The sequence below is a fragment of the Faecalibacterium sp. An121 genome (genome assembly GCF_002160915.1).
Lineage (GTDB): Bacteria > Bacillota > Clostridia > Oscillospirales > Ruminococcaceae > Faecalibacterium > Faecalibacterium avium.
Genome location: NZ_NFLM01000009.1, coordinates 26,313 through 44,887, shown reverse-complemented (window position 1 = coordinate 44,887; position 18,575 = coordinate 26,313). Strand labels below are relative to the sequence as shown.

Below are 18,575 nucleotides of genomic sequence, written 5' to 3'. Positions count from 1 at the left end.
TATAAACCGATCGGTCTGGATACAATAGAGATATGAACTTACTATTTTCCATCAACCAAAAATTCATCCCCCTGTGGCAGCAGTGCATGGCCACCATCCTCCGCCATGGGGGTGCGGACCGCTACGACATCTATGTGCTCCACTCCGACCTGACCGGGGCGGATGCGATGCAGATGCGCCAGATCCTGCGCCCTGCCGACCGCTGTACCCTGGTGCAGGTGCCGGATGGACTGTTCGAGGGCTTTCCCGAGTCCAGCCGCTACCCGCTGCAGATCTATTACCGGCTGGCGGCGCCTCTGCTGCTGCCCGACAGTCTGGGCCGGGTGCTGTATCTGGATGTGGATACAGTGGTGCTCAACAGCCTGGAGCCCCTCTATACCTCCGACTTCGCCGGTTCGGCCTTTATGGCCTGCAGCCATACCACCAGGTTTCTGGACCGGATCAACCAGGTGCGGCTGGGGCTGGACGAGGGAGTGCGCTACCTCAATTCAGGGGTGCTGATGCTCAACCTGGCCGAGCTGCGCCGCACGCTGCGGCTGGAGGACATCCGGGCTTATGCCGAAAGATACAAAAAGCGCCTGATCCTGCCCGACCAGGATATCCTGACCGCCCTGTTTGGGGACCGGGCTCTGGTGCTGGACAGCCGGATCTACAACATGACCGACCGGCTGTACATCCGGTGCAGCGCCACTCCGTCCGAAAAGCTCAGCCTGGACTGGGTGCGCCGCAATACGGTGGTCATCCACTATCTGGGCAAGCCCAAGCCCTGGCAGAAAAGCTACATCGGGCCTCTGGGCGTCTTTTACCAGGAAGAGCTGGCCCAGTCGATGGCGGAGCAGAACGGCGAGGAAGCCTGACCGGCCCGCGCCTGTACGATGCATGGAAAAGAGAGGAGACGCGCGCGGCGCGTCTCCTCTTTTTCACTGTTTTTTCACACATATAGGGGGTATGGGTATAAATTCCCACTTGTTTTGTGGGTCGTTCCATGGTATACTGAATGCACAAGTACCCCCAGGGGTGTGCGGTGGAATGGGCCGCACCTCCAAAGGGACTGCCTTTGGTGCCAGACAACAGGAAAGTGAGGACCATAAAATGGAAAATGAAAACAAGATCCCTGCCGGCGCCGCCCAGCAGATCGAGACCGAGCAGCCGGATGCGGGCTATCCCGTGACCACCATACACGGCACCCCCCGCACCCGTCACCGCAGCCCCGAGGAATACCAGGACCTGATCAACCGCCTCAACCGGGTGGAGGGCCAGGTGCGGGGCATCCGCGGGATGGTGGAGCGGGACGCCTACTGCCCGGATATTCTGTTCCAGGCATCGGCTGTCGGCAAGGCTTTGGACAGCTTCTGCAAGGAACTGCTGGCCCAGCACATCCGCACCTGTGTGGTGGACGACCTGGAGGCCGGCCGCTATGAGAGCGTGGATGAGCTGGTGCGGGTGATCCAGCGGCTGATGAAATAAAGCGGCCTCCTGACCAAGAGGAGAACAAGATGGAACAATATACGATCACCGGGATGAGCTGCGCTGCCTGCAGCGCCCGGGTGGAAAAAGCGGTCGGCAAGGTGCCGGGGGTGACGGCCTGTTCGGTCAGCCTGCTGACCAATTCGATGGGGGTGGAGGGCACCGCCTCCCCCCAGGACATCATCCGGGCGGTGGAGCAGGCGGGCTATGGGGCCAGCCCCAAAGCCGCCGGGCCTGCCCAGGCCCAGCCCGCCGCCGCTGCCCTGGACGCTCTGGCCGACCATGAGACCCCCAAACTCAAGCAGAGGCTGATCGCATCCCTGGGCTTTCTGTTGGTATTGATGTACTTTTCCATGGGGCATATGATGTGGGGATGGCCCCTGCCTGCCTGGTTTGCGGGCAACCATCTGGCGGTGGCTCTGGTGGAACTGCTGCTGGCCGGCATTGTCATGGTCATCAACCAGCGGTTTTTTATCAGCGGCTTCAAGAGCCTGCTCCACAGGTCCCCCAATATGGACACCCTGGTGGCTTTGGGCTCCACCGCATCCTTTGTGTGGAGCACCTATGCGGTGTTCGTCATGACCGACGCCCAGCTGCACGGGGATACCGCCCGGGTGATGGAATATATGATGGAGCTGTACTTCGAGTCGGCTGCCATGATCCTGACCCTCATCACCGTGGGCAAGATGCTGGAGGCCCGCAGCAAGGGCAAGACCACCGACGCCCTCAAAAGCCTGATGAAGCTGGCGCCCAAGACCGCCACCCTGCTGCGGGAAGGCCGGGAAGTGGAAGTGCCCATCGAACAGGTGCGCCGGGGAGATCAATTTGTGGTCCGACCGGGGGAGAATATCCCGGTGGACGGCGTAGTGCTGGAAGGGGCCAGCGCAGTCAACGAGAGCGCCCTGACCGGTGAGAGCATCCCGGTGGACAAGGCCCCCGGGGACGCTGTCTCGGCGGCCACCGTGAACCAGTCCGGCTTCCTGCGCTGTGAAGCCACCCGGGTGGGCGAGGATACCACCCTGTCCCAGATCATCCGGATGGTCAGCGATGCGGCGGCCACCAAGGCTCCCATCGCCAAGATCGCTGACAAGGTGTCGGGGGTGTTCGTGCCGGCCGTCATCACCATCGCCGTCATCACCACCCTCGCATGGCTGCTGCTGGGCCGGGATCTGGCCTTTGCTCTGGCACGGGGCATCTCGGTGCTGGTGATCAGTTGTCCCTGCGCTTTGGGTCTGGCCACCCCTGTGGCCATCATGGTAGGCAATGGCATGGGCGCCAAAAACGGCATCCTGTTCAAGACCGCAGCCTCCCTGGAGGCCGCCGGCCGCACCCAGATCGTGGCCCTGGACAAGACCGGCACCATCACCAAGGGGGAGCCGCAGGTGACCGAGATGGTTCCTGTGGAGGGGGTCACCGAGCAGGAGCTGCTGACCCTGGCCGCCGCCCTGGAACAGAAGAGCGAGCATCCCCTGGCCAAAGCTGTACTGGCCTATGCCGCACAGCAGGGTCTGCAAGCCCCTGCCGTGACCGATTTTACCGCTCTGCCCGGCAACGGCTTGTCCGCCCGGCTGGAGGGACGCAGCATCTATGGCGGCAGCCTCAGCTTTATCCAGACCCAGACCCGGGTGCCCGCCGCTCTGGCCCAGCAGGCCCAGCAGCTGGCAGAGCAGGGCAAGACCCCGCTGTTTTTTGGCGGAGAGAAGAAACTGCTGGGTGTCATTGCGGTGGCTGACACCATCAAGGAGGACAGCCCCGAGGCCATCCGGCAGCTGCGGCAGATGGGCATCCGTGTGGTGATGCTGACCGGCGACAACCAGCGCACCGCAGAGGCCATCGGCCGGCAGGCCGGGGTGGACCAGGTGATCGCCGGGGTCCTGCCCGACGGCAAGGAGAGCGTCATCCGGGCCCTGAGCGAAAAGGGCAAGGTGGCCATGGTCGGGGACGGCATCAACGACGCCCCCGCCCTGACCCGGGCCGACACCGGCATTGCCATTGGCGCCGGCACCGATGTGGCCATCGATGCGGCCGACGTGGTGCTGATGAACAGCAGGCTGTCGGATGTGCCGGCAGCCATCCGGCTGTCCCGGGCCACCCTGCGCAACATCCATGAGAACCTGTTCTGGGCCTTCATCTACAATGTCATCGGTATCCCCCTGGCAGCCGGCGTCTTTATTCCGCTGGGGCTCACCCTGAACCCCATGTTCGGTGCGGCGGCCATGAGCCTGTCCAGTTTCTGTGTCGTGTCCAATGCGCTGCGGCTGAACCTGTTCGATTTGCACAGCGCCAAAAAAGATAAACCCATCCGGGCCGTTGAACTGCCTCCCGCTCCTGCGCCGCGGCAGACTGCGTGCCCCATCAACACGGAGGTAGCTACCATGCAAAAGACCATCAAGATCGAAGGAATGATGTGCGGCCACTGTGAGGCCACCGTCAAAAAAGCCCTGGAGGCCCTGCCCCAGGTGCAGTCGGCCCAGGTCAGCCATACGGCCGGCACCGCAGTGGTCACCCTGAGCGAAGCTGTGGATGACGCCGCCCTGACCAAGGCCGTGGAGGACAAGGACTACACCGTCACCGGCATCGAATAAAGCCGTTTTCCCACACAGCCAAAAAGCCCCCTGCCGTTTTCCGGGCAGGGGGCTTGTCTTTTTGGGATTCAGCAGAACTGCCGCATAAAGGCGATGTCACTGGCGGCGCGGGCGGGAACGGCCTCCTCCCGCAGGACGGGCAGGGATGCCTGGGGCAGCTGCCGTAGCATGGCAAAGCCCCCCGCGTAGTCGATGGCCGATTCCTCCAGGCTGGTGGAGAAGAAGGTGTCCCCCGCAAAGGCCAGGCCCTTGAAGTGGACTGCGCTGATCTTGTCGCCGTACCAGCTGCCCACCTTGTCCCAGATGCGGCGCTGGGCGTCCACAGAGGCTTCTGCCGGGCTGACGTAGTTGGCCAGGTCGCAGATCACCCGCAGGTTGGGGCTGGCAATGGTGTCCAGCACCATTTTGGTGGCCTCAGGGGTGTTCATGGCGTGGTGATGGACGCACTCGACCCCGAACAGGACCCCGGCTTCCTCGCACACCGGCATGATCTCGCCCAGACTGCGCAGCAGGGCTTCCAGCGCTTCCTTCCGGGTGACGCCGGGCTGCTTGGCCATGGCGGTGGTCTCGCTGCCCATGCAGCCGGCCCCCAGCCGCTTGGCATTGCCGACCTGGCCGATCACCTTGGCAGCCTCGGCCCGGCGCTTGTCCTCGTCGGCATAGCTCAACTCCACATAGGTGCCGTAGACGGCAATGCGGACGCCGGTCTGTTCCACCGCCTTCCGGGTGTCTTCCACCAGGGCGGGGGTGACGTCTGCATAGCTCTTGACCCCTTCGATGGCCTTGGTATAGGCCAGCTGGGTGCAGGCAAATCCCGCCTGGCCGATGGCGGCCAGCAGGTCTGCAGGGGTATGGCGGCCGAAATCGTGGCCGCGGGCTCCGATGATGAATGCGGGCATGGCAGAGCACCTCCTCTTTCTCAGCTGAACAGACGGTTGGAGAAAACGTCCCAGGCGCGGGCCCACCAGCGCCATTCATGGGTGACATCCTGGCCCCAGATCTCGGTGGAGACGGGGATGCCCGCCCCCTTCAAAGCCTCGTCCAGGGCCTGGGTGGAGGCCAGAGCTGCGGGTTCGGTCCCGTCCTGGGCCTGGCCGGCACAAAGCAGGAACTGGCCCTTCTGGAGTGCGGCCTTGTCGGCACTGTCCAGAAGGCCCACCGACAGGGCGGCCATGGGCGCGTTGCGCAGGGCCAGGTCATCCTCCCAGCCGCCCAGCCAGGGCGACGGGTCGTAGCGGCCGGACAGGCCGATGGCTCCGCAGAACAGTTCAGGGCGGCGCAGGCGGCAGTTGACGGCCTGGTAAGCGCCCAGGTCGGCGCCGATGGCCCACAGGATGGGGCCCGCCTTCTCCTCCCTGGCGCCGGCGGCCTTGGGCTGGGCGGATGCGTTCAGGGCCAGGATGCGGGGGACCAGTTCGCCGGTGATATAGTTGAAGTATTTCTCCTGCATCTCGGCCCGGCGGCGCTGGGACAGATGGCCGGCCAGGAAACTGTCCTGGTCGATGCTGTCAGCGCAGAACAGCTGGACCTTGCCGTGCTGGATCAGCCAGCCGGCGGCATCGGGCATACCGTTGTTTTCCCAGTCGTAAAAACGACCGCCCTCACAGGGGAAGGCCAGCACCGGCACGCCCCCGGTGCCATAGACCTTGAACTCCATCTCCCGGCCCAGGGCCGTGCTCCATTCCTTATAATAGATGCCATCCATCATGATGCAGTTCCTCCTTCAGAGAGAATCTTCCTGTTTATTTGAATTGGTTCCGGGCGGGGTCATAGGCATAGCCGATGGCGGCCAGCCGGCCGCACAGGCTTTCCCTGTCGATGTCCAGATCCTCGCACAGGGCGTCCAGGGTGGGGTAATAATCACGCAGCTTCAGGTTGATAACGCTCAGCAGCATGACGGGGTCGCTGGGCAGCGCCATACAAAACACACCTCTTTCGTGAGCGGAACAAGAAACAAAAAGCCGGCCACGGGAAACGTGACCGGCAACATACACCACAGACTTAGACAGCGCGGGTAATCTTGCCAGCGCGCAGGCAACGGGAGCATGCATAAACATACTTGGGGGAACCGTCAACGATCGCCTTGACGCGGCGGACGTTGGGCTTCCAGGTACGGTTGGAGCGGCGATGAGAGTGGGAGACCTTGATACCAAAGGTCACGCCCTTGCCGCAGCATTCACACTTAGCCATGATTTTCGCACCTCCTATGAAGTGAAATCAAAAAGGGAATCCAAAACAATACAGTGTAATCAGCCCTATTATTCTACCAGACACGAGCCGAAAATGCAAGTCCATTTTAAAAAAATGCCGCTGTTTTTTCAAAGTGGCGGCCCGGGGCCTTGTTTCACGGGGAAAAAAATAGTATCATGGAGACACATCGTCCGGGCGGCGGCGCCGTCCGGCAGGGAAATATGAAACAGGAGAAATTTCTTTATGACCATAACGGGCATTTATTATTTGACCCGGCTGCTGGTGACCCTGGTGGCCATCCCCATCCACGAAATGGGCCACGCCCTGGCCAGCTGGCTGCTGGGCGACCCCACCGCCCGGGCCCAGGGACGTCTGTCCCTCAACCCGCTGCGCCACTTTGACCTGCTGGGCACCCTTTGCATGGTGGTGGCGGGGGTAGGCTGGGCGAAGCCTGTCTCCATCGACCCGCGCCGCTTCAAAAATCCGAAGCTGGGGATGGCGGTGACCGCCCTGGCCGGCCCGGCGGCCAACCTGGTGCTGGCCTACCTGTCCATGGCCGCGTGGAAGGCGGTCTATTACTGGGCCCCGGCCAATGCCGTCAGCCAGTATGCGGTCTATTTTTTGCAGTACATGATCATGATGAACGTGGGGCTGGCCGTATTCAATCTCATCCCGGTGCCCCCGCTGGACGGCAGCCGCGTGCTGCTCCTGGTGCTGCCCCGGCGGCTCTACTTCCGGGTCATGCAGTACGAAAAGGTCATCCTGGTCATCCTGCTGGCCGTGGTGTGGTACGGCGCGCTGAACGGGCCGCTGGCCTGGGCCAACAACCAGGTATGGAACCTGCTGGTGGACGGCACGGGCTGGGTGGACCAGCTGGCCTACGCCTCCTACCTGTCCGGCATAGGCACAAGGGTGTGATGGGATGGCAGAGGGATTGACCTTCCACCTGAAGGATTTCGACGGCCCGCTGGAACTCCTTCTGGCCCTGGTGCAGGCCCACAAGATGGATCTGCACGATATCCCCATCCTGGCGCTGATCGACCAGTACACCGAGGTGGTGACCCAGGCCCGCAGGGAGGAGCCGGAGGCGGCCAGCAGCTTCATCGAGATGGCGGCCCGGCTGGTGGAGATGAAAAGCTGGCTGCTGCTGCCCCGCAGCCAGGAGGCCGAGCAGCTCAAACAGGAACTGACCGGACGCCTGATCGAATACGACCGCTGCCGCCGCCTGGCAGCCCAATTGGCCGACCGGGCCAGGCAGGTGACGGTCTATGTCCGCGCCCCGGCCCGCCTTGAGACCGATAGCCTCTACCCACTGCGCCATTCCCCCCAGCTTCTGGCCCGCTGCTGGCAGGCCATGGCCGGGCGGGCCAGGCCGCAGCCTTTGGGCCAGGAGACCTTTGAACCGCTGGTGGCGGCCCCCTTCGTCTCGGTGGAAAGCCGGGTGGTACACGTGCTGCGGGGGCTTGCGACCGGCAAAGTGGACCGGCTGGACCAGCTGTTTGCTCCGGACCAGGAGGTGTCCGCCACCGTGGCCACCTTCCTGGCGGTGCTGGAGCTGGTGCGGGCGGGCCGGCTGGAGATCCGTGAGGACGGCGGGCTGCAGATGCGGCGGGGCCGGCTGCCCCGCAGGGAACCATCACAGGAGGATGACCATGGAGCAAATTGAGATCGAGGCCATGCTGGAGGCGGTGCTGTTCGCCCATGCCGACCCCATCGGCCCGGAAAAGCTGGCCGCTGTCCTGGAACTGCCCCAGAGCCTGGTGGCCCGGGGCCTGGAGGGACTGCAAAAGCGGTACCGGCGCCCCGAGAGCGGCCTGGAGCTGCTGTGCCTGGAGGGCCACTGGCAGCTGGCCACCAAAAATCAATACGGCCCCTGGGTGCGCAAAGCCCTGGAAACACGGAAAGCGGTCCCCCTGTCCAATGCCGCCATGGAGACCCTGACCGTCATTGCCTACAACCAGCCCGTTTCCCGGGCCTTCATCGAACAGGTGCGGGGAGTGGATTCCTCCTCCAGTGTGTCCGGCCTGCTGGAAAAGGGGCTGATCGAGGAGGCGGGCCGGCTGGATCTGCCGGGGCGTCCGGTGAGCTTCAGGACCACCGACCACTTTTTGCGGGTGTTCGGGCTGAGCAGCCTGGCAGACCTGCCGCCGGTCCGCCCGGAGGATGAGGGAAAGGAGGGGAGCCAATGAATATCCTGCTGGCTGTCCTGCAGGGGGCGCTGTGGCTGGCCGTCCGGCTGGGGCTGCTGTTGCTTGGCCTGCTGGCCGTGGTGCTGGTGCTGGCCCTTGTGATCCTGCTGTGCCCCTTCTGCGCCGACCTCTCCTGGGAAGAAGACCCCGACGACCCGGAGGGCTGGGGGAAAGTGAAGATCCGCGCCGGGGCGCTGGGGCTGACCTTCCCGGTGTTCACCTGGCCGGCGCCGCCCCCCGCTGCCGCAGGGCAGGAGGCAAAGCCCGGTTTTCTGGCCCGGCTCTGGGGCAGACTGAAGGGGAAGCTGCAGGCTCGCAGGGCCGGAAAGGCCGCGCGCAAGCCGCCCAAAAAGCCTGCCGCCTCCCAGCCAAAACAGAAAGCAAAGCTGACGCTGCATCGGCTGAACACCATGCTGGAGGGGGCCGGTATGCTGACCCGGGCGGCCTTCGGGGCCCTGCGGGTGACCCGCATCCGGGTCTTTATGCCGGTGACAGGGGAGGACCCCGCCCAGGCGGCCGTGGCCTATGGCAGGGCCAACGCCTGGCTCTACCCGGCCCTGGGCGCTCTGAGCCACTGGATCTATATGGACTTTGAGGAACTGCGGCTGGTGCCCTGCATCGACCCCGAGGCCCCGCGGCCTCTGGGCCGGGTCTCCTTCCGGGTATCGGCCCGTGCCCTGTTTGTGGCGATCGCCGCAGGGAAGGTGCTGCTTTTGTTTGAACGGGAAAAGGTACTGGACGTGTTCCTTTAAAATGTGCTATACTGACCTGTGGAGACACGGTTGAATCCAACACGGGGCTGCGCCTGCCGCCCCGCATCCCAATACGACAGCAAGGACAAGGAGGCCAAGAGTATGGCTGAACATCTTCAGGGACTTATGAATGCGACGATGGACAAGGTGCGCCAGATGGCCGACGCCAACACCGTCATTGGCAAAGAGATCCGCACCGAGGACGGCACCACCATCATCCCGGTGTCCCGCATCACGGTGGGGGTCGGGGGCGGCGGCTCCGATTTTGACAGCAAGAACGCCGCACAGAAGGATCTGTTCGGGGGCGGCTCGGGGGCCGGCATCACCATCCGGCCGGTGGCGTTCCTGGTCATCAAGGACGGCCTGGTGCGCACCATCCAGCTGTCCGATCCCTCCAACAGCCTGGACCGGGCTCTGACCATGCTGCCCGAGCTGGTGGACCGGCTGCTGGCTCTCATCCCCGAAAAGCCGGAGAAGGCCGAAAAGGCCGGCGGCGCCGGGGCCGAATGATCCCAGACACACATTATTGAGCGCCGGGAGGCGCACAAGGAGAAGATTTATGGCACAAGAACGTATTCAAAAGATCATGAGCGAGCAGGGGCTGTGCTCCCGCCGGGCCGCCGAGCAGATCATTGCCGAGGGCCGGGTCAAAGTGAACGGCCATGTGGCCAGGGTGGGTGACAAGATGGATCCCAACCAGGATATCCTGCACGTGGATGACGAGCGGATCTATATCAATAAGGATCAGAAGCTCTATTATCTGGCTCTGTATAAGCCCCGCGGCTATGTGACCACCGTCAGCGACGAGCTGGGCCGCCGGACGGTCATGGATCTGGTGGCGGATATCCCCGCCCGTCTGTACCCGGTGGGGCGTCTGGACAAGGACAGCGAGGGCCTGCTGCTGATGACCAACGACGGCGCCTTTGCCAACGCCATGATGCACCCCTCGGGAGGTATCTCCAAGCTGTACCGGGTCACGGTGCAGCCCCGCGCCCGGGAGGAGCAGATCCTCAAGCTGAGTTCGGGGGTGGTGCTGGACGACGGCACCAAAACCATGCCCTGCACCATCAATGTGGTGGTGGATGAGCCGGGCCGCACCGTTATGGAGATCACCCTGAAAGAGGGCAAGAACCGGGAGATCCGCCGGATGTGCGAGGCGGTGGGCCTGGAAGTGGTCCGCCTGAAGCGGAACGCCGAGGGCGTGGTCAAGCTGGGGATGCTGCAGCCCGGCAAGTACCGGGAGCTGACCAAACAGGAGCTGGCCGGCCTGCGTGCTGCTGCCGCCAAGGGCCGCGCCCAGACCCGTAGCGCCGCCGCTGCCGCCAAGGCTGCCCGCCACCGGGCTCCTGCCTCCGGCAGGGATGCCGGCCCCGTCAAGGGCCATGGCCGGCCTGCGGGCCGGGGACCCAAGCGCCAGGGGTGATCTCCGGCTGGATGAGGCATACCTGCCGGCCCGGACCTGCTTTGGGCTGTATGGGCCTCTGGAAAGATTTCGGTGCATAGAGCACAAATGTACTTGTAGAATAACCGAAAAAATAGTATAATAGTAGCGTTTATGAATGAAATGGCGGTGACCGGCCGCCATGAGGGAAGCAGGGAGGTCCGATCATGGCTTCAAAGATCAACCAAAAAGAGATTCTCGCCCAGTTTTATGACGACGGTGTTTACAGCGTCCTGTATGAGCAGGGTGCTGTGAGCGCCGCTTTTGGCTGTGCAAACGGCCAGCAGGCCTACGCGGTCTGGCAGGACGGGGCGGCGCTGGGCGCCAAGGATGTGGACAAGATGGTCCATGTGCTGGAACTGGCCGCCCAGACCGGCTGCCCGGTGGTCACCTTCTACCAGTCGGCAGGCGCTATGCTGGCCGAGGGCCTGGATGCCCTGACCGCCAGCGCCAAACTGAACAGCGCCATTGCCCAGGTGTCCGGGGTGGTCCCCCAGGTAGCCGTGGTGCTGGGGGTCTGCGGCGGCACCAGCGCGCTGGCTGCGGCCAACGCCGATGTGTGCATCATGGCCAAGGGAGCAGAGCTGTTCTTTACCCCGCCCTTCACCTCCGCAGCCAAGGGGGATAAGGTGGAAAGTGCCGGCACCGCGGCCGCTGCCGCCAAGGCCGGCGTGGCCGCTCTGGTGGCGGATGACCCTGCCGCTGCCGCCCAGGCTGCCGCCCATGTGGCGGGCCTGCTGCCTGCCAACAACCTGGCCGGTTCGGCCTGCTTTGATTTCCAGCAGCCCACTGCGGCGCTCAAGGCGGGTCTGACCCCTGCCAAGGCGGCTGCCGCCCTGGTGGATGCCGACAGCGCCGTGGAGCTGTATGCAGGCTTTGGCAAGAACGTCTACACCGCCCTGGCCACCATTGGCGGGCAGGCTGTGGGCGTGGTGGCCACCGGCGAGCAGCTGTGCCACAACTGTGTGGCCAAGGCTTCCCGGTTCGTCCGCCTGTGCGACGCTTTCAGCGTGCCTGTGGTGACCATTGCCGGCACCAACGGCTTTGTGCCCAGCACCAGTGAGGACATTGCCGGCGGTGTGCGGGAGGCTGCCCGTCTGGCCGCCACCTATGCCGATGCCACCACCGCCCGTGTCTGCCTGCTGGCCGGCAAGGTGGTGGGCCCCGTCTATACCGCCCTGGCAGCCGCTGACCTGAAGATCGCTGTGGAAGGCTGTGTGGTCAGCCCGCTGGAGCCCTCGGCCGCCGTCTCGGTCCTGTACAAGGAGGAGATCGACGCCTCCGACAACATCGTATCCGCCACCAATGCCAAGGCCGCCGCCTATACCCAAGAGGTGTGCAGCGCCCAGGCCGCCGTGGCCGCCGGCGCGGCCGACATGGCCTGCACCGCCGCCGGCGCCCGCAGCGCCGTGGTGGCTGCCCTTGATATGCTGCGCACCAAGCGCGCCTCCCGCCTGCCCAAAAAGCATGGCAACATGGCGCTGTAACCGACGAATCGAGTACGAGTAGAAGAAATAAGATCATTGAAGATCCAGGAGGGTTTATCCATGAAGTATTACAACATTACCGTCAACGGTGTCGCTTACAGCGTCAGCGTGGAGGAGACCACTGCCGGTGCAGCTCCTGCTGCCGCCCCCGCCGCAGCTCCTGCCCCTGCGGCTCCGGCTCCCAAGGCCGCAGCTCCCGCCCCCGCTGCCGCACCGGCCCCCGCGGCTCCCAAGGGCGCGGCCGGCGCTGTGGCTGTCAAGGCCCCCATGCCCGGCAACATCCTGGATGTGAAGGTCAAGGCCGGCGCTTCGGTCAAGACCGGCGATCCTCTGGTGGTGCTGGAAGCCATGAAGATGGAGAATGAGATCGTGGCGCCCCAGGACGGCACCGTGGCCACTGTGGATGTGAACAAGGGCGACGTGGTCAACTCGGGCGACGTCCTGGTCACGCTGAACTGAAAAGGGGAGGGTGAAAACTATGGCGAAAAAGCCCATCAAGGTCACTGAGGTCGTCCTGCGCGACGCCCACCAGTCCCTGCTGGCGACCCGCATGACCATGGATGAGATGCGTCCCATCCTGCCCGAAATGGACAAGATCAACTACTTCTCGGTGGAATGCTGGGGCGGCGCCACCTTTGACAGCTGCATCCGCTTTCTGGATGAGGATCCCTGGGAGCGCCTGCGCATCCTGCGCAAAGAGCTGCCCCACCAGAAGCTGCAGATGCTGTTCCGCGGCCAGAATATGCTGGGCTACCGTCCCTATGCGGACGACGCGGTGGAGTACTTTGTACAGAAATCGGTGGCCAACGGCATCGACATCATCCGCATTTTCGACGCTCTGAACGACCCGCGCAACCTGCAGACCGCCATCAAGGCTGCCAACAAGGAGCACGCCCATGTGCAGGGCTGCATCAGCTACACTCTCAGCCCGGTTCATACCAACGAGGCCTTTGCCAAGTATGCCAAGACCCTGGAGGAGATGGGCGCAGACTCCATCTGCATCAAGGATATGGCCGGCCTGCTGACCCCCTATACCTGCTATGAGCTGGTCAGGGAGCTGAAAGCTGCCGTCAAGATCCCTGTGGACATCCACAGCCACTATACGGCCGGCCTGGCGTCCATGTCCATCATCAAGGGCATCGAGGCAGGCGCCGACATTGTGGATACTGCCATGAGCCCCCTGGCCATGGGCACCAGCCATATGCCCACCGAGAGCCTGGTGGCCGCCCTGCAGGGCACCGACTACGATACCGGCCTGGATCTGAACCAGCTGAATGTGGTCCGGGCTTACTTTACGAAGCTGCGCGAGAAGTATATCGCCAACGGCCAGATCAGCCCCAAGAGCCTGGGCGTGGACGCCAACACCCTGATCTACCAGGTGCCGGGCGGCATGTTCTCCAATATGCTCAAGCAGCTGAAGGACGCCGGCAAGGAGGACAAGCTGGACGAAGTGCTGGCTGAGATCCCCCGCGTCCGTGAGGATGCAGGCTATCCGCCGCTGGTCACGCCCACCAGCCAGATCGTGGGCACCCAGGCTGTCTTCAATGTCATCCTGGGCGAGCGCTATAAGATGGTGACCAAGGAGTTCAAGGGCCTGGTCCATGGCGACTACGGCAAGACCCCTGCGCCCATCAGCCCCGAATTCACCAAGAAGATCCTGGGCGACGAGCAGCCCATCACCTGCCGCTTTGCCGATACCCTGGAGCCTGAGATGGACAAGCTGAAGGCCGAGGCCGCCAAGTGGACCATCCAGGAGGAGGACGCGCTGACCTACGCCATGTTCCCCCAGGTGGCTCCCAAGTTCTTTGAAAAGCGGAACGCCAAACTGCAGGGTGTGGATGCCGACCACGCCGACTATACCAACAAATCCCATCCTGTCTGATCGATGATCCGGGGGGCCCCGCACCGGGGCCCCTTTTTGTTTTGTATGGGGAGGTAGCCGCAATGCTGTTTGGAAAAAAGAAGGCTCCCGGAAAAAAGACCTACGATCTTGCCTGCTGGAAACCCGTGGTGCGGTGCAGCATCTGCACCGGCGAACAGGCCGCCGGCTTTAAGGAAAAGGCCACCGGGCGCTTTGAGGAGGTCATGCTGATCCGCGGGGAGGGGGATATGGCCCGCTTCCTGCGGGAGTACGGGCTGAAGCCGGAGGACGTGACAAAAGAATATTGACACCAGCCGGGCAGGGTCCATCCCCTGCCCGGTTTTGCCGGCTTTGGCAAGAGGCAACATCGACAAAATCACCAAAGGCTTTTTTGGATGGAACGTGAAAAACGAAAAATGCAAGCCCCAAAATACACTTTTATGACACGGCGCCGTGCGTACGAATGCCGGGAGGCTCCGGAAAAATTTTTTGACCCAAGTCTGTAAAATGGCTTGACAACAGGATTTTTTTGCGCTATACTACCTAAGTATCACAAAATGGAATACTGCGCGAAAAACGGGGTTTTGCAGATCCTTTGGCGGGCTCCAAAAGCAAAAGTTTGTGAAAAACGACGAACCCTTTCCGCCTGCGCAGGGGCTGTTTCTGTGAGTCTGCCAGAAATCGGGCGGCTTCGCGGCTGCCTTGTTATCACGCCTGTGGAGTATAAAAGTAAGGAGTGGTTGATTTTATGATGAAAGTCAAGCCCGTAAAGCTCGGCAAAACCGAGCGGATGAGCTTCTCCCACATCGACGAAGTCATCGAGATGCCCAACCTGATCGAGGTCCAGAAGAACTCGTACCAGTGGTTTTTGGACGAGGGCCTGCGGGAGGTGTTCCATGACATCGGCGTCATCGAGGATTATACCGGCAACCTGGCGCTGAGCTTTGTGGATTACCGCCTGGACAAAGAGCCCAAGTACAGCATCAAAGAGTGCAAGAGCCGCGACGTCACCTACGCCGCGCCCCTGCGCGTCACCGCCCGGCTGCTGAACAAGGAGACCGGCGAGGTGAAGGATCAGGAGATCTTCATGGGGGATTTCCCTCTGATGACCGATGCGGGCACCTTCGTCATCAACGGCGCCGAGCGCGTCATCGTCAGCCAGCTGGTCCGTTCTCCCGGCGTGTTCTACGGCGCAGCCAAGGACAAGGTGGGCAATGACCTGTTCAGCGCCACCATGAACCCCAACCGGGGCGCCTGGCTGGAGTATGAGACCGACGCAGCCAATGTGTTCTACGTCCGCATCGACAAGAACCGCAAGCTGCCCGTCACCGTGCTGTGCCGTGCGCTGGGCCTGTCTTCCGACGAGGACATCCTGGGTTACTTTGGCGAGGATGAGCGGATCCTGGCCACCCTGGAAAAGGATACCACCAAGAACAGCGAGGAAGGCCTGCTGGAGGTCTACCGCAAGCTGCGTCCCGGCGAGCCTCCCACGGTGGAGTCTGCGACCAGCCAGATCAATATGCTGTTCTTTGACCCCCGCCGCTACGACCTGTCCCGCTTTGGCCGCTATAAGATGAACAAAAAGCTGTCCCTGGCCCGCCGCATCACCGGCCAGGTGGCCGCTGAGAATGTGGTGGACCCCCTGACCGGCGAACTGCTGATCGAGGAAGGGGAGAAGATCACCCGGGCCAAGGCCGAGCAGGCCGATGCCGCCGGCGTCAATCTGGTCACCCTGCTGATCGAGGACAAGAAGGTCAAGGTGATCACCAACGGCTGTGTGGATGCACAGGGCTTCTTCTCTTTCAATGTGAAGGAGTGCGGCATCAACGAGCGCTGCTCCTTCGATGAGCTGCGCAAGATCCTGGACACCACCAGCGACCCCGAGGAGCAGAAGGAACTGCTGCGCCGCAACCACGACCAGCTGATCGGCCGCACCCTGACGGTCACCGATATCCTGGCCTCCATCAACTACCTGAACGGTCTGGGCCACGGCATCGGTACCACCGATGACATCGACCACCTGGGCAACCGCCGGATCCGCAGCGTGGGCGAGCTGCTGCAGAACCAGTTCCGCATCGGCTTCTCCCGCATGGAGCGGGTGATCCGGGAGCGCATGACCCTGCAGAGCCAGGACCAGAGCACCCTGACCCCCCAGACCCTCATCAATATCCGTCCTGTGGTGGCCGCCATCAAGGAGTTCTTTGGTTCCTCGCCTCTGTCCCAGTTCATGGACCAGAACAACCCCCTGGCCGAGCTGACTCACAAGCGCCGTCTGTCTGCCCTGGGTCCCGGCGGTCTGAGCCGTGACCGCGCAGGCTTCGAGGTCCGCGACGTCCACTACAGCCACTATGGCCGTATGTGCCCCATTGAGACCCCGGAAGGTCCCAACATCGGTCTGATCTCCTATCTGGCATCCTACGCCAAGATCAATGAATACGGCTTCATCGAGGCGCCCTACCGCCGGGTCCAGAAGACCTACGACGAGAAGGGCCGCGTCATCGACCAGGTGGTCACCGACGAGGTGGTCTACATGACCGCCGACGTGGAGGATGAATACGTGGTGGCCCAGGCCAATGAGCCTCTGGACGAGAACCACCGCTTCAAGCGGCAGCGCGTTTCGGCCCGCCGCCGGGATGACATCCTGGAAATCGACGCCGAGAAGGTGGATTTCGTGGACGTCTCGCCCCGGATGATGGTCTCTGTGGCCACCGCCATGATCCCCTTCCTGGAGAACGACGACTGCAACCGCGCTCTGATGGGCGCCAACATGCAGCGCCAGGCCGTGCCTCTGATGGTCACCCAGCAGCCGCTGGTGGCCACCGGCATGGAGTACAAGGCCGCCACCGACTCGGGCGTGGCCATCCTGGCCGAGAACGACGGCGTGGTGGAGCGCGTGGACGCCGACCATGTGGTGGTGCGCAACGAAAAGGGCGGCGTGGACGAATACAGCATGATCAAGTTCGCCCGTTCCAACGCAGGCACCTGCATCAACCAGCGTCCCATCGTGTCGGTGGGGGAGAGCGTCAAGAAGGGCCAGGTGCTGGCCGACGGCCCCGCCATGCGCAACGGCGAGATCGCCCTGGGCAAGAACGCCCTGATCGGCTTCATGACCTGGGAGGGCTACAACTACGAGGACGCCGTCCTGCTGAATGAGAAGATCGTCCGTGAGGACGTGTACACCTCCATCCACATCGAGGAATATGAGACCGAGTCCCGCGACACCAAGCTGGGACCCGAGGAGATCACCCGCGATATCCCCAACGTTTCGGAGGATGCGCTGAAGGATCTGGACGAGCGGGGCATCATCCGCATCGGCGCCGAGGTCAAGAGCGGCGATATCCTGGTGGGCAAGGTCACTCCCAAGGGCGAGACCGAGCTGACCGCCGAGGAGCGGCTGCTGCGCGCCATCTTTGGCGAGAAGGCCCGCGAGGTGCGCGACACCTCCCTGCGTGTGCCCCACGGCGAGTACGGCATCATTGTGGATGTCAAGGTCTTTACCCCCGAGAACAGCGATGAGCTGCAGCCCGGCGTGCGCGAGGTGGTGCGCTGCTACATCGCCCAGAAGCGCAAGATCAGCGTGGGCGACAAGATGGCAGGCCGTCACGGCAACAAGGGCGTTGTTTCCCGCATCCTGCCTCAGGAGGATATGCCCTATCTGCCCGACGGCACCCCCCTGGATATCGTGCTGAACCCCCTGGGCGTGCCTTCCCGTATGAACATCGGACAGGTGCTGGAGGTCAACCTGGGCTATGCGGCCAAGGCCTGCGGCATCAAGGTCATGACCCCTGTGTTCGATTCCGCCCGTGAGAACGATATCGGCGACGCCTTCGACCAGGCCCGCGAGATGTGGCACGGCGAAAACGCTCCCGCTTATCCCACCAAGCTCCCCAAGATCATGGGCGAGCAGGGCCACATCATCGACTTCTCCAAGATCGAGCTGGACCGCGACGGCAAGACCACCGTCTACGACGGCCGCACCGGTGAGAAGTTCGATAACCGTGTCACGGTGGGCTATATGTACTACCTCAAGCTGCACCACCTGGTGGACGACAAGATCCACGCCCGCTCCACCGGCCCCTACTCCCTGGTCACCCAGCAGCCTCTGGGCGGCAAGGCCCAGTTCGGCGGCCAGCGCTTCGGCGAGATGGAGGTGTGGGCCCTGGAGGCCTACGGCGCGGCATACACCCTGCAGGAGATCCTGACCGTCAAGTCGGACGACGTGGAGGGCCGTGTCAAGACCTACGAGGCCATCGTCAAGGGCGAGCCTGTGCCTCAGCCCGGCATCCCCGAGTCCTTCCGTGTCATGCTCAAGGAGCTGCAGTCCCTGGGTCTGGACGTCATTGTCCAGGATAAGGACGGCAACGAGATCGATATGCGCCAGAACTTCGACGAGGAAGAGACCGGCTTCGATATGCGCGAGGTGGCCGGCGCAGAGAACGTGGTGCAGGAGAGCGAGCTGCTCAACGATTACACCATCAAGGACGCTGACTCGGGCTTCGATGACGCTGCCTCCCTGGAGGATCAGCCCGCCGCCGACGCAGGCAAGCCGTCGGACGAGGTGGACTTTGACGAGTAAGGACAGCCTGTTTTGCATCGGAACTTG

Annotated in this window: 18 protein-coding genes; 14 read left to right on the top strand and 4 right to left on the bottom strand. The window is 63.1% G+C overall.

The genetic code is table 11. From position 1 onward, the window contains the following. Positions 1-32: 32 nt before the first annotated feature. From B5E66_RS06660 to B5E66_RS06650, 3 genes are all read left to right on the top strand, one after another. A complete protein-coding gene (locus B5E66_RS06660) occupies positions 33-857 on the top strand; it encodes a glycosyltransferase family 8 protein (protein ID WP_087230441.1) in 825 nt (274 codons plus the stop codon). Between the two features lie 235 nt (positions 858-1,092). Next, complete coding sequence (locus B5E66_RS06655; protein ID WP_087230438.1) at positions 1,093-1,467, top strand: metal-sensing transcriptional repressor; 375 nt, start codon at positions 1,093-1,095, stop codon at positions 1,465-1,467. A 29-nt stretch (positions 1,468-1,496) separates the two neighbouring features. After that, positions 1,497-4,052 (top strand): heavy metal translocating P-type ATPase, encoded by a 2,556-nt coding sequence (locus B5E66_RS06650; RefSeq protein WP_087230435.1) that lies wholly within the window; start codon positions 1,497-1,499, stop codon positions 4,050-4,052. 68 nt (positions 4,053-4,120) lie between these two features. Here the strand turns inward: B5E66_RS06650 and B5E66_RS06645 are convergent, their stop codons facing one another. The 4 genes from B5E66_RS06645 to rpmB form a co-directional block, all read right to left on the bottom strand. Next, positions 4,121-4,951 (bottom strand): sugar phosphate isomerase/epimerase family protein, encoded by an 831-nt coding sequence (locus B5E66_RS06645; RefSeq protein WP_087230432.1) that lies wholly within the window; start codon positions 4,949-4,951, stop codon positions 4,121-4,123. Between the two features lie 20 nt (positions 4,952-4,971). Then, complete coding sequence (locus tag B5E66_RS06640; RefSeq protein ID WP_087230429.1) at positions 4,972-5,760, bottom strand: alpha/beta hydrolase-fold protein; 789 nt, start codon at positions 5,758-5,760, stop codon at positions 4,972-4,974. 34 nt (positions 5,761-5,794) lie between these two features. Continuing rightward, entirely contained in the window at positions 5,795-5,971 is a 177-nt protein-coding gene (locus B5E66_RS06635; protein ID WP_087230427.1) for a DUF4250 domain-containing protein, read from the bottom strand. 82 nt (positions 5,972-6,053) lie between these two features. Further along, positions 6,054-6,242 carry a 50S ribosomal protein L28 gene (gene rpmB, locus B5E66_RS06630; protein WP_087230425.1) on the bottom strand — a complete coding sequence of 63 codons (189 nt, stop codon included), beginning with the start codon at positions 6,240-6,242 and terminating at the stop codon, positions 6,054-6,056. Positions 6,243-6,485: 243 nt separating this feature from the next. On the opposite strand from rpmB, the gene B5E66_RS06625 reads away from it, so the two are divergent. The 11 genes from B5E66_RS06625 (at position 6,486) to rpoB (ending at position 18,548) form a co-directional block, all read left to right on the top strand. Further along, positions 6,486-7,160, top strand: coding sequence for a site-2 protease family protein (locus B5E66_RS06625; protein ID WP_087230423.1), 675 nt, complete (start codon positions 6,486-6,488; stop codon positions 7,158-7,160). 4 nt (positions 7,161-7,164) lie between these two features. After that, on the top strand, positions 7,165-7,908 hold the full coding sequence (locus B5E66_RS06620; RefSeq protein WP_087230421.1) for a segregation and condensation protein A: 744 nt from the start codon (positions 7,165-7,167) through the stop codon (positions 7,906-7,908). After that, a complete protein-coding gene (gene scpB / locus B5E66_RS06615) occupies positions 7,895-8,431 on the top strand; it encodes an SMC-Scp complex subunit ScpB (RefSeq protein ID WP_087230418.1) in 537 nt (178 codons plus the stop codon). Before B5E66_RS06620 ends, scpB begins: the two co-directional genes overlap by 14 nt. Then, complete coding sequence (locus B5E66_RS06610; protein WP_087230415.1) at positions 8,428-9,183, top strand: hypothetical protein; 756 nt, start codon at positions 8,428-8,430, stop codon at positions 9,181-9,183. The genes scpB and B5E66_RS06610 overlap by 4 nt, the downstream gene beginning before the upstream one ends. 102 nt (positions 9,184-9,285) lie before the next feature. Then, positions 9,286-9,693, top strand: a complete 408-nt coding sequence (gene ytfJ, locus B5E66_RS06605) for a GerW family sporulation protein (protein ID WP_087230412.1) — start codon at positions 9,286-9,288, stop codon at positions 9,691-9,693. A gap of 49 nt (positions 9,694-9,742) precedes the next feature. Then, on the top strand, positions 9,743-10,606 hold the full coding sequence (locus tag B5E66_RS06600; RefSeq protein WP_087230408.1) for a pseudouridine synthase: 864 nt from the start codon (positions 9,743-9,745) through the stop codon (positions 10,604-10,606). Positions 10,607-10,791: 185 nt separating this feature from the next. Next, positions 10,792-12,111: a carboxyl transferase domain-containing protein gene (locus tag B5E66_RS06595; protein WP_087230405.1), complete on the top strand. Its 1,320-nt coding sequence runs from the start codon at positions 10,792-10,794 to the stop codon at positions 12,109-12,111. Positions 12,112-12,171: 60 nt separating this feature from the next. Then, entirely contained in the window at positions 12,172-12,570 is a 399-nt protein-coding gene (locus tag B5E66_RS06590) for a biotin/lipoyl-containing protein (protein ID WP_087230402.1), read from the top strand. A 19-nt stretch (positions 12,571-12,589) separates the two neighbouring features. Beyond that, positions 12,590-13,993 carry an oxaloacetate decarboxylase subunit alpha gene (locus tag B5E66_RS06585; protein WP_087230399.1) on the top strand — a complete coding sequence of 468 codons (1,404 nt, stop codon included), beginning with the start codon at positions 12,590-12,592 and terminating at the stop codon, positions 13,991-13,993. 62 nt (positions 13,994-14,055) lie between these two features. Then, complete coding sequence (locus tag B5E66_RS06580) at positions 14,056-14,280, top strand: aspartate dehydrogenase (RefSeq protein ID WP_087230396.1); 225 nt, start codon at positions 14,056-14,058, stop codon at positions 14,278-14,280. Between the two features lie 440 nt (positions 14,281-14,720). Then, positions 14,721-18,548, top strand: a complete 3,828-nt coding sequence (rpoB, locus tag B5E66_RS06575) for a DNA-directed RNA polymerase subunit beta (protein WP_087230393.1) — start codon at positions 14,721-14,723, stop codon at positions 18,546-18,548. Positions 18,549-18,575 lie beyond the last annotated feature (27 nt).

Bases quoted from the DNA above. Each gene is read 5' to 3' on its own strand.
- B5E66_RS06660 (WP_087230441.1), top strand. From the start codon at position 33: ATGAACTTACTATTTTCCATCAACCAAAAATTCATCCCCCTGTGGCAG.
- B5E66_RS06655 (WP_087230438.1), top strand. From the start codon at position 1,093: ATGGAAAATGAAAACAAGATCCCTGCCGGCGCCGCCCAGCAGATCGAG.
- B5E66_RS06650 (WP_087230435.1), top strand. From the start codon at position 1,497: ATGGAACAATATACGATCACCGGGATGAGCTGCGCTGCCTGCAGCGCC.
- B5E66_RS06645 (WP_087230432.1), bottom strand. From the start codon at position 4,951: ATGCCCGCATTCATCATCGGAGCCCGCGGCCACGATTTCGGCCGCCAT.
- B5E66_RS06640 (WP_087230429.1), bottom strand. From the start codon at position 5,760: ATGATGGATGGCATCTATTATAAGGAATGGAGCACGGCCCTGGGCCGG.
- B5E66_RS06635 (WP_087230427.1), bottom strand. From the start codon at position 5,971: ATGGCGCTGCCCAGCGACCCCGTCATGCTGCTGAGCGTTATCAACCTG.
- rpmB (WP_087230425.1), bottom strand. From the start codon at position 6,242: ATGGCTAAGTGTGAATGCTGCGGCAAGGGCGTGACCTTTGGTATCAAG.
- B5E66_RS06625 (WP_087230423.1), top strand. From the start codon at position 6,486: ATGACCATAACGGGCATTTATTATTTGACCCGGCTGCTGGTGACCCTG.
- B5E66_RS06620 (WP_087230421.1), top strand. From the start codon at position 7,165: ATGGCAGAGGGATTGACCTTCCACCTGAAGGATTTCGACGGCCCGCTG.
- scpB (WP_087230418.1), top strand. From the start codon at position 7,895: ATGGAGCAAATTGAGATCGAGGCCATGCTGGAGGCGGTGCTGTTCGCC.
- B5E66_RS06610 (WP_087230415.1), top strand. From the start codon at position 8,428: ATGAATATCCTGCTGGCTGTCCTGCAGGGGGCGCTGTGGCTGGCCGTC.
- ytfJ (WP_087230412.1), top strand. From the start codon at position 9,286: ATGGCTGAACATCTTCAGGGACTTATGAATGCGACGATGGACAAGGTG.
- B5E66_RS06600 (WP_087230408.1), top strand. From the start codon at position 9,743: ATGGCACAAGAACGTATTCAAAAGATCATGAGCGAGCAGGGGCTGTGC.
- B5E66_RS06595 (WP_087230405.1), top strand. From the start codon at position 10,792: ATGGCTTCAAAGATCAACCAAAAAGAGATTCTCGCCCAGTTTTATGAC.
- B5E66_RS06590 (WP_087230402.1), top strand. From the start codon at position 12,172: ATGAAGTATTACAACATTACCGTCAACGGTGTCGCTTACAGCGTCAGC.
- B5E66_RS06585 (WP_087230399.1), top strand. From the start codon at position 12,590: ATGGCGAAAAAGCCCATCAAGGTCACTGAGGTCGTCCTGCGCGACGCC.
- B5E66_RS06580 (WP_087230396.1), top strand. From the start codon at position 14,056: ATGCTGTTTGGAAAAAAGAAGGCTCCCGGAAAAAAGACCTACGATCTT.
- rpoB (WP_087230393.1), top strand. From the start codon at position 14,721: ATGATGAAAGTCAAGCCCGTAAAGCTCGGCAAAACCGAGCGGATGAGC.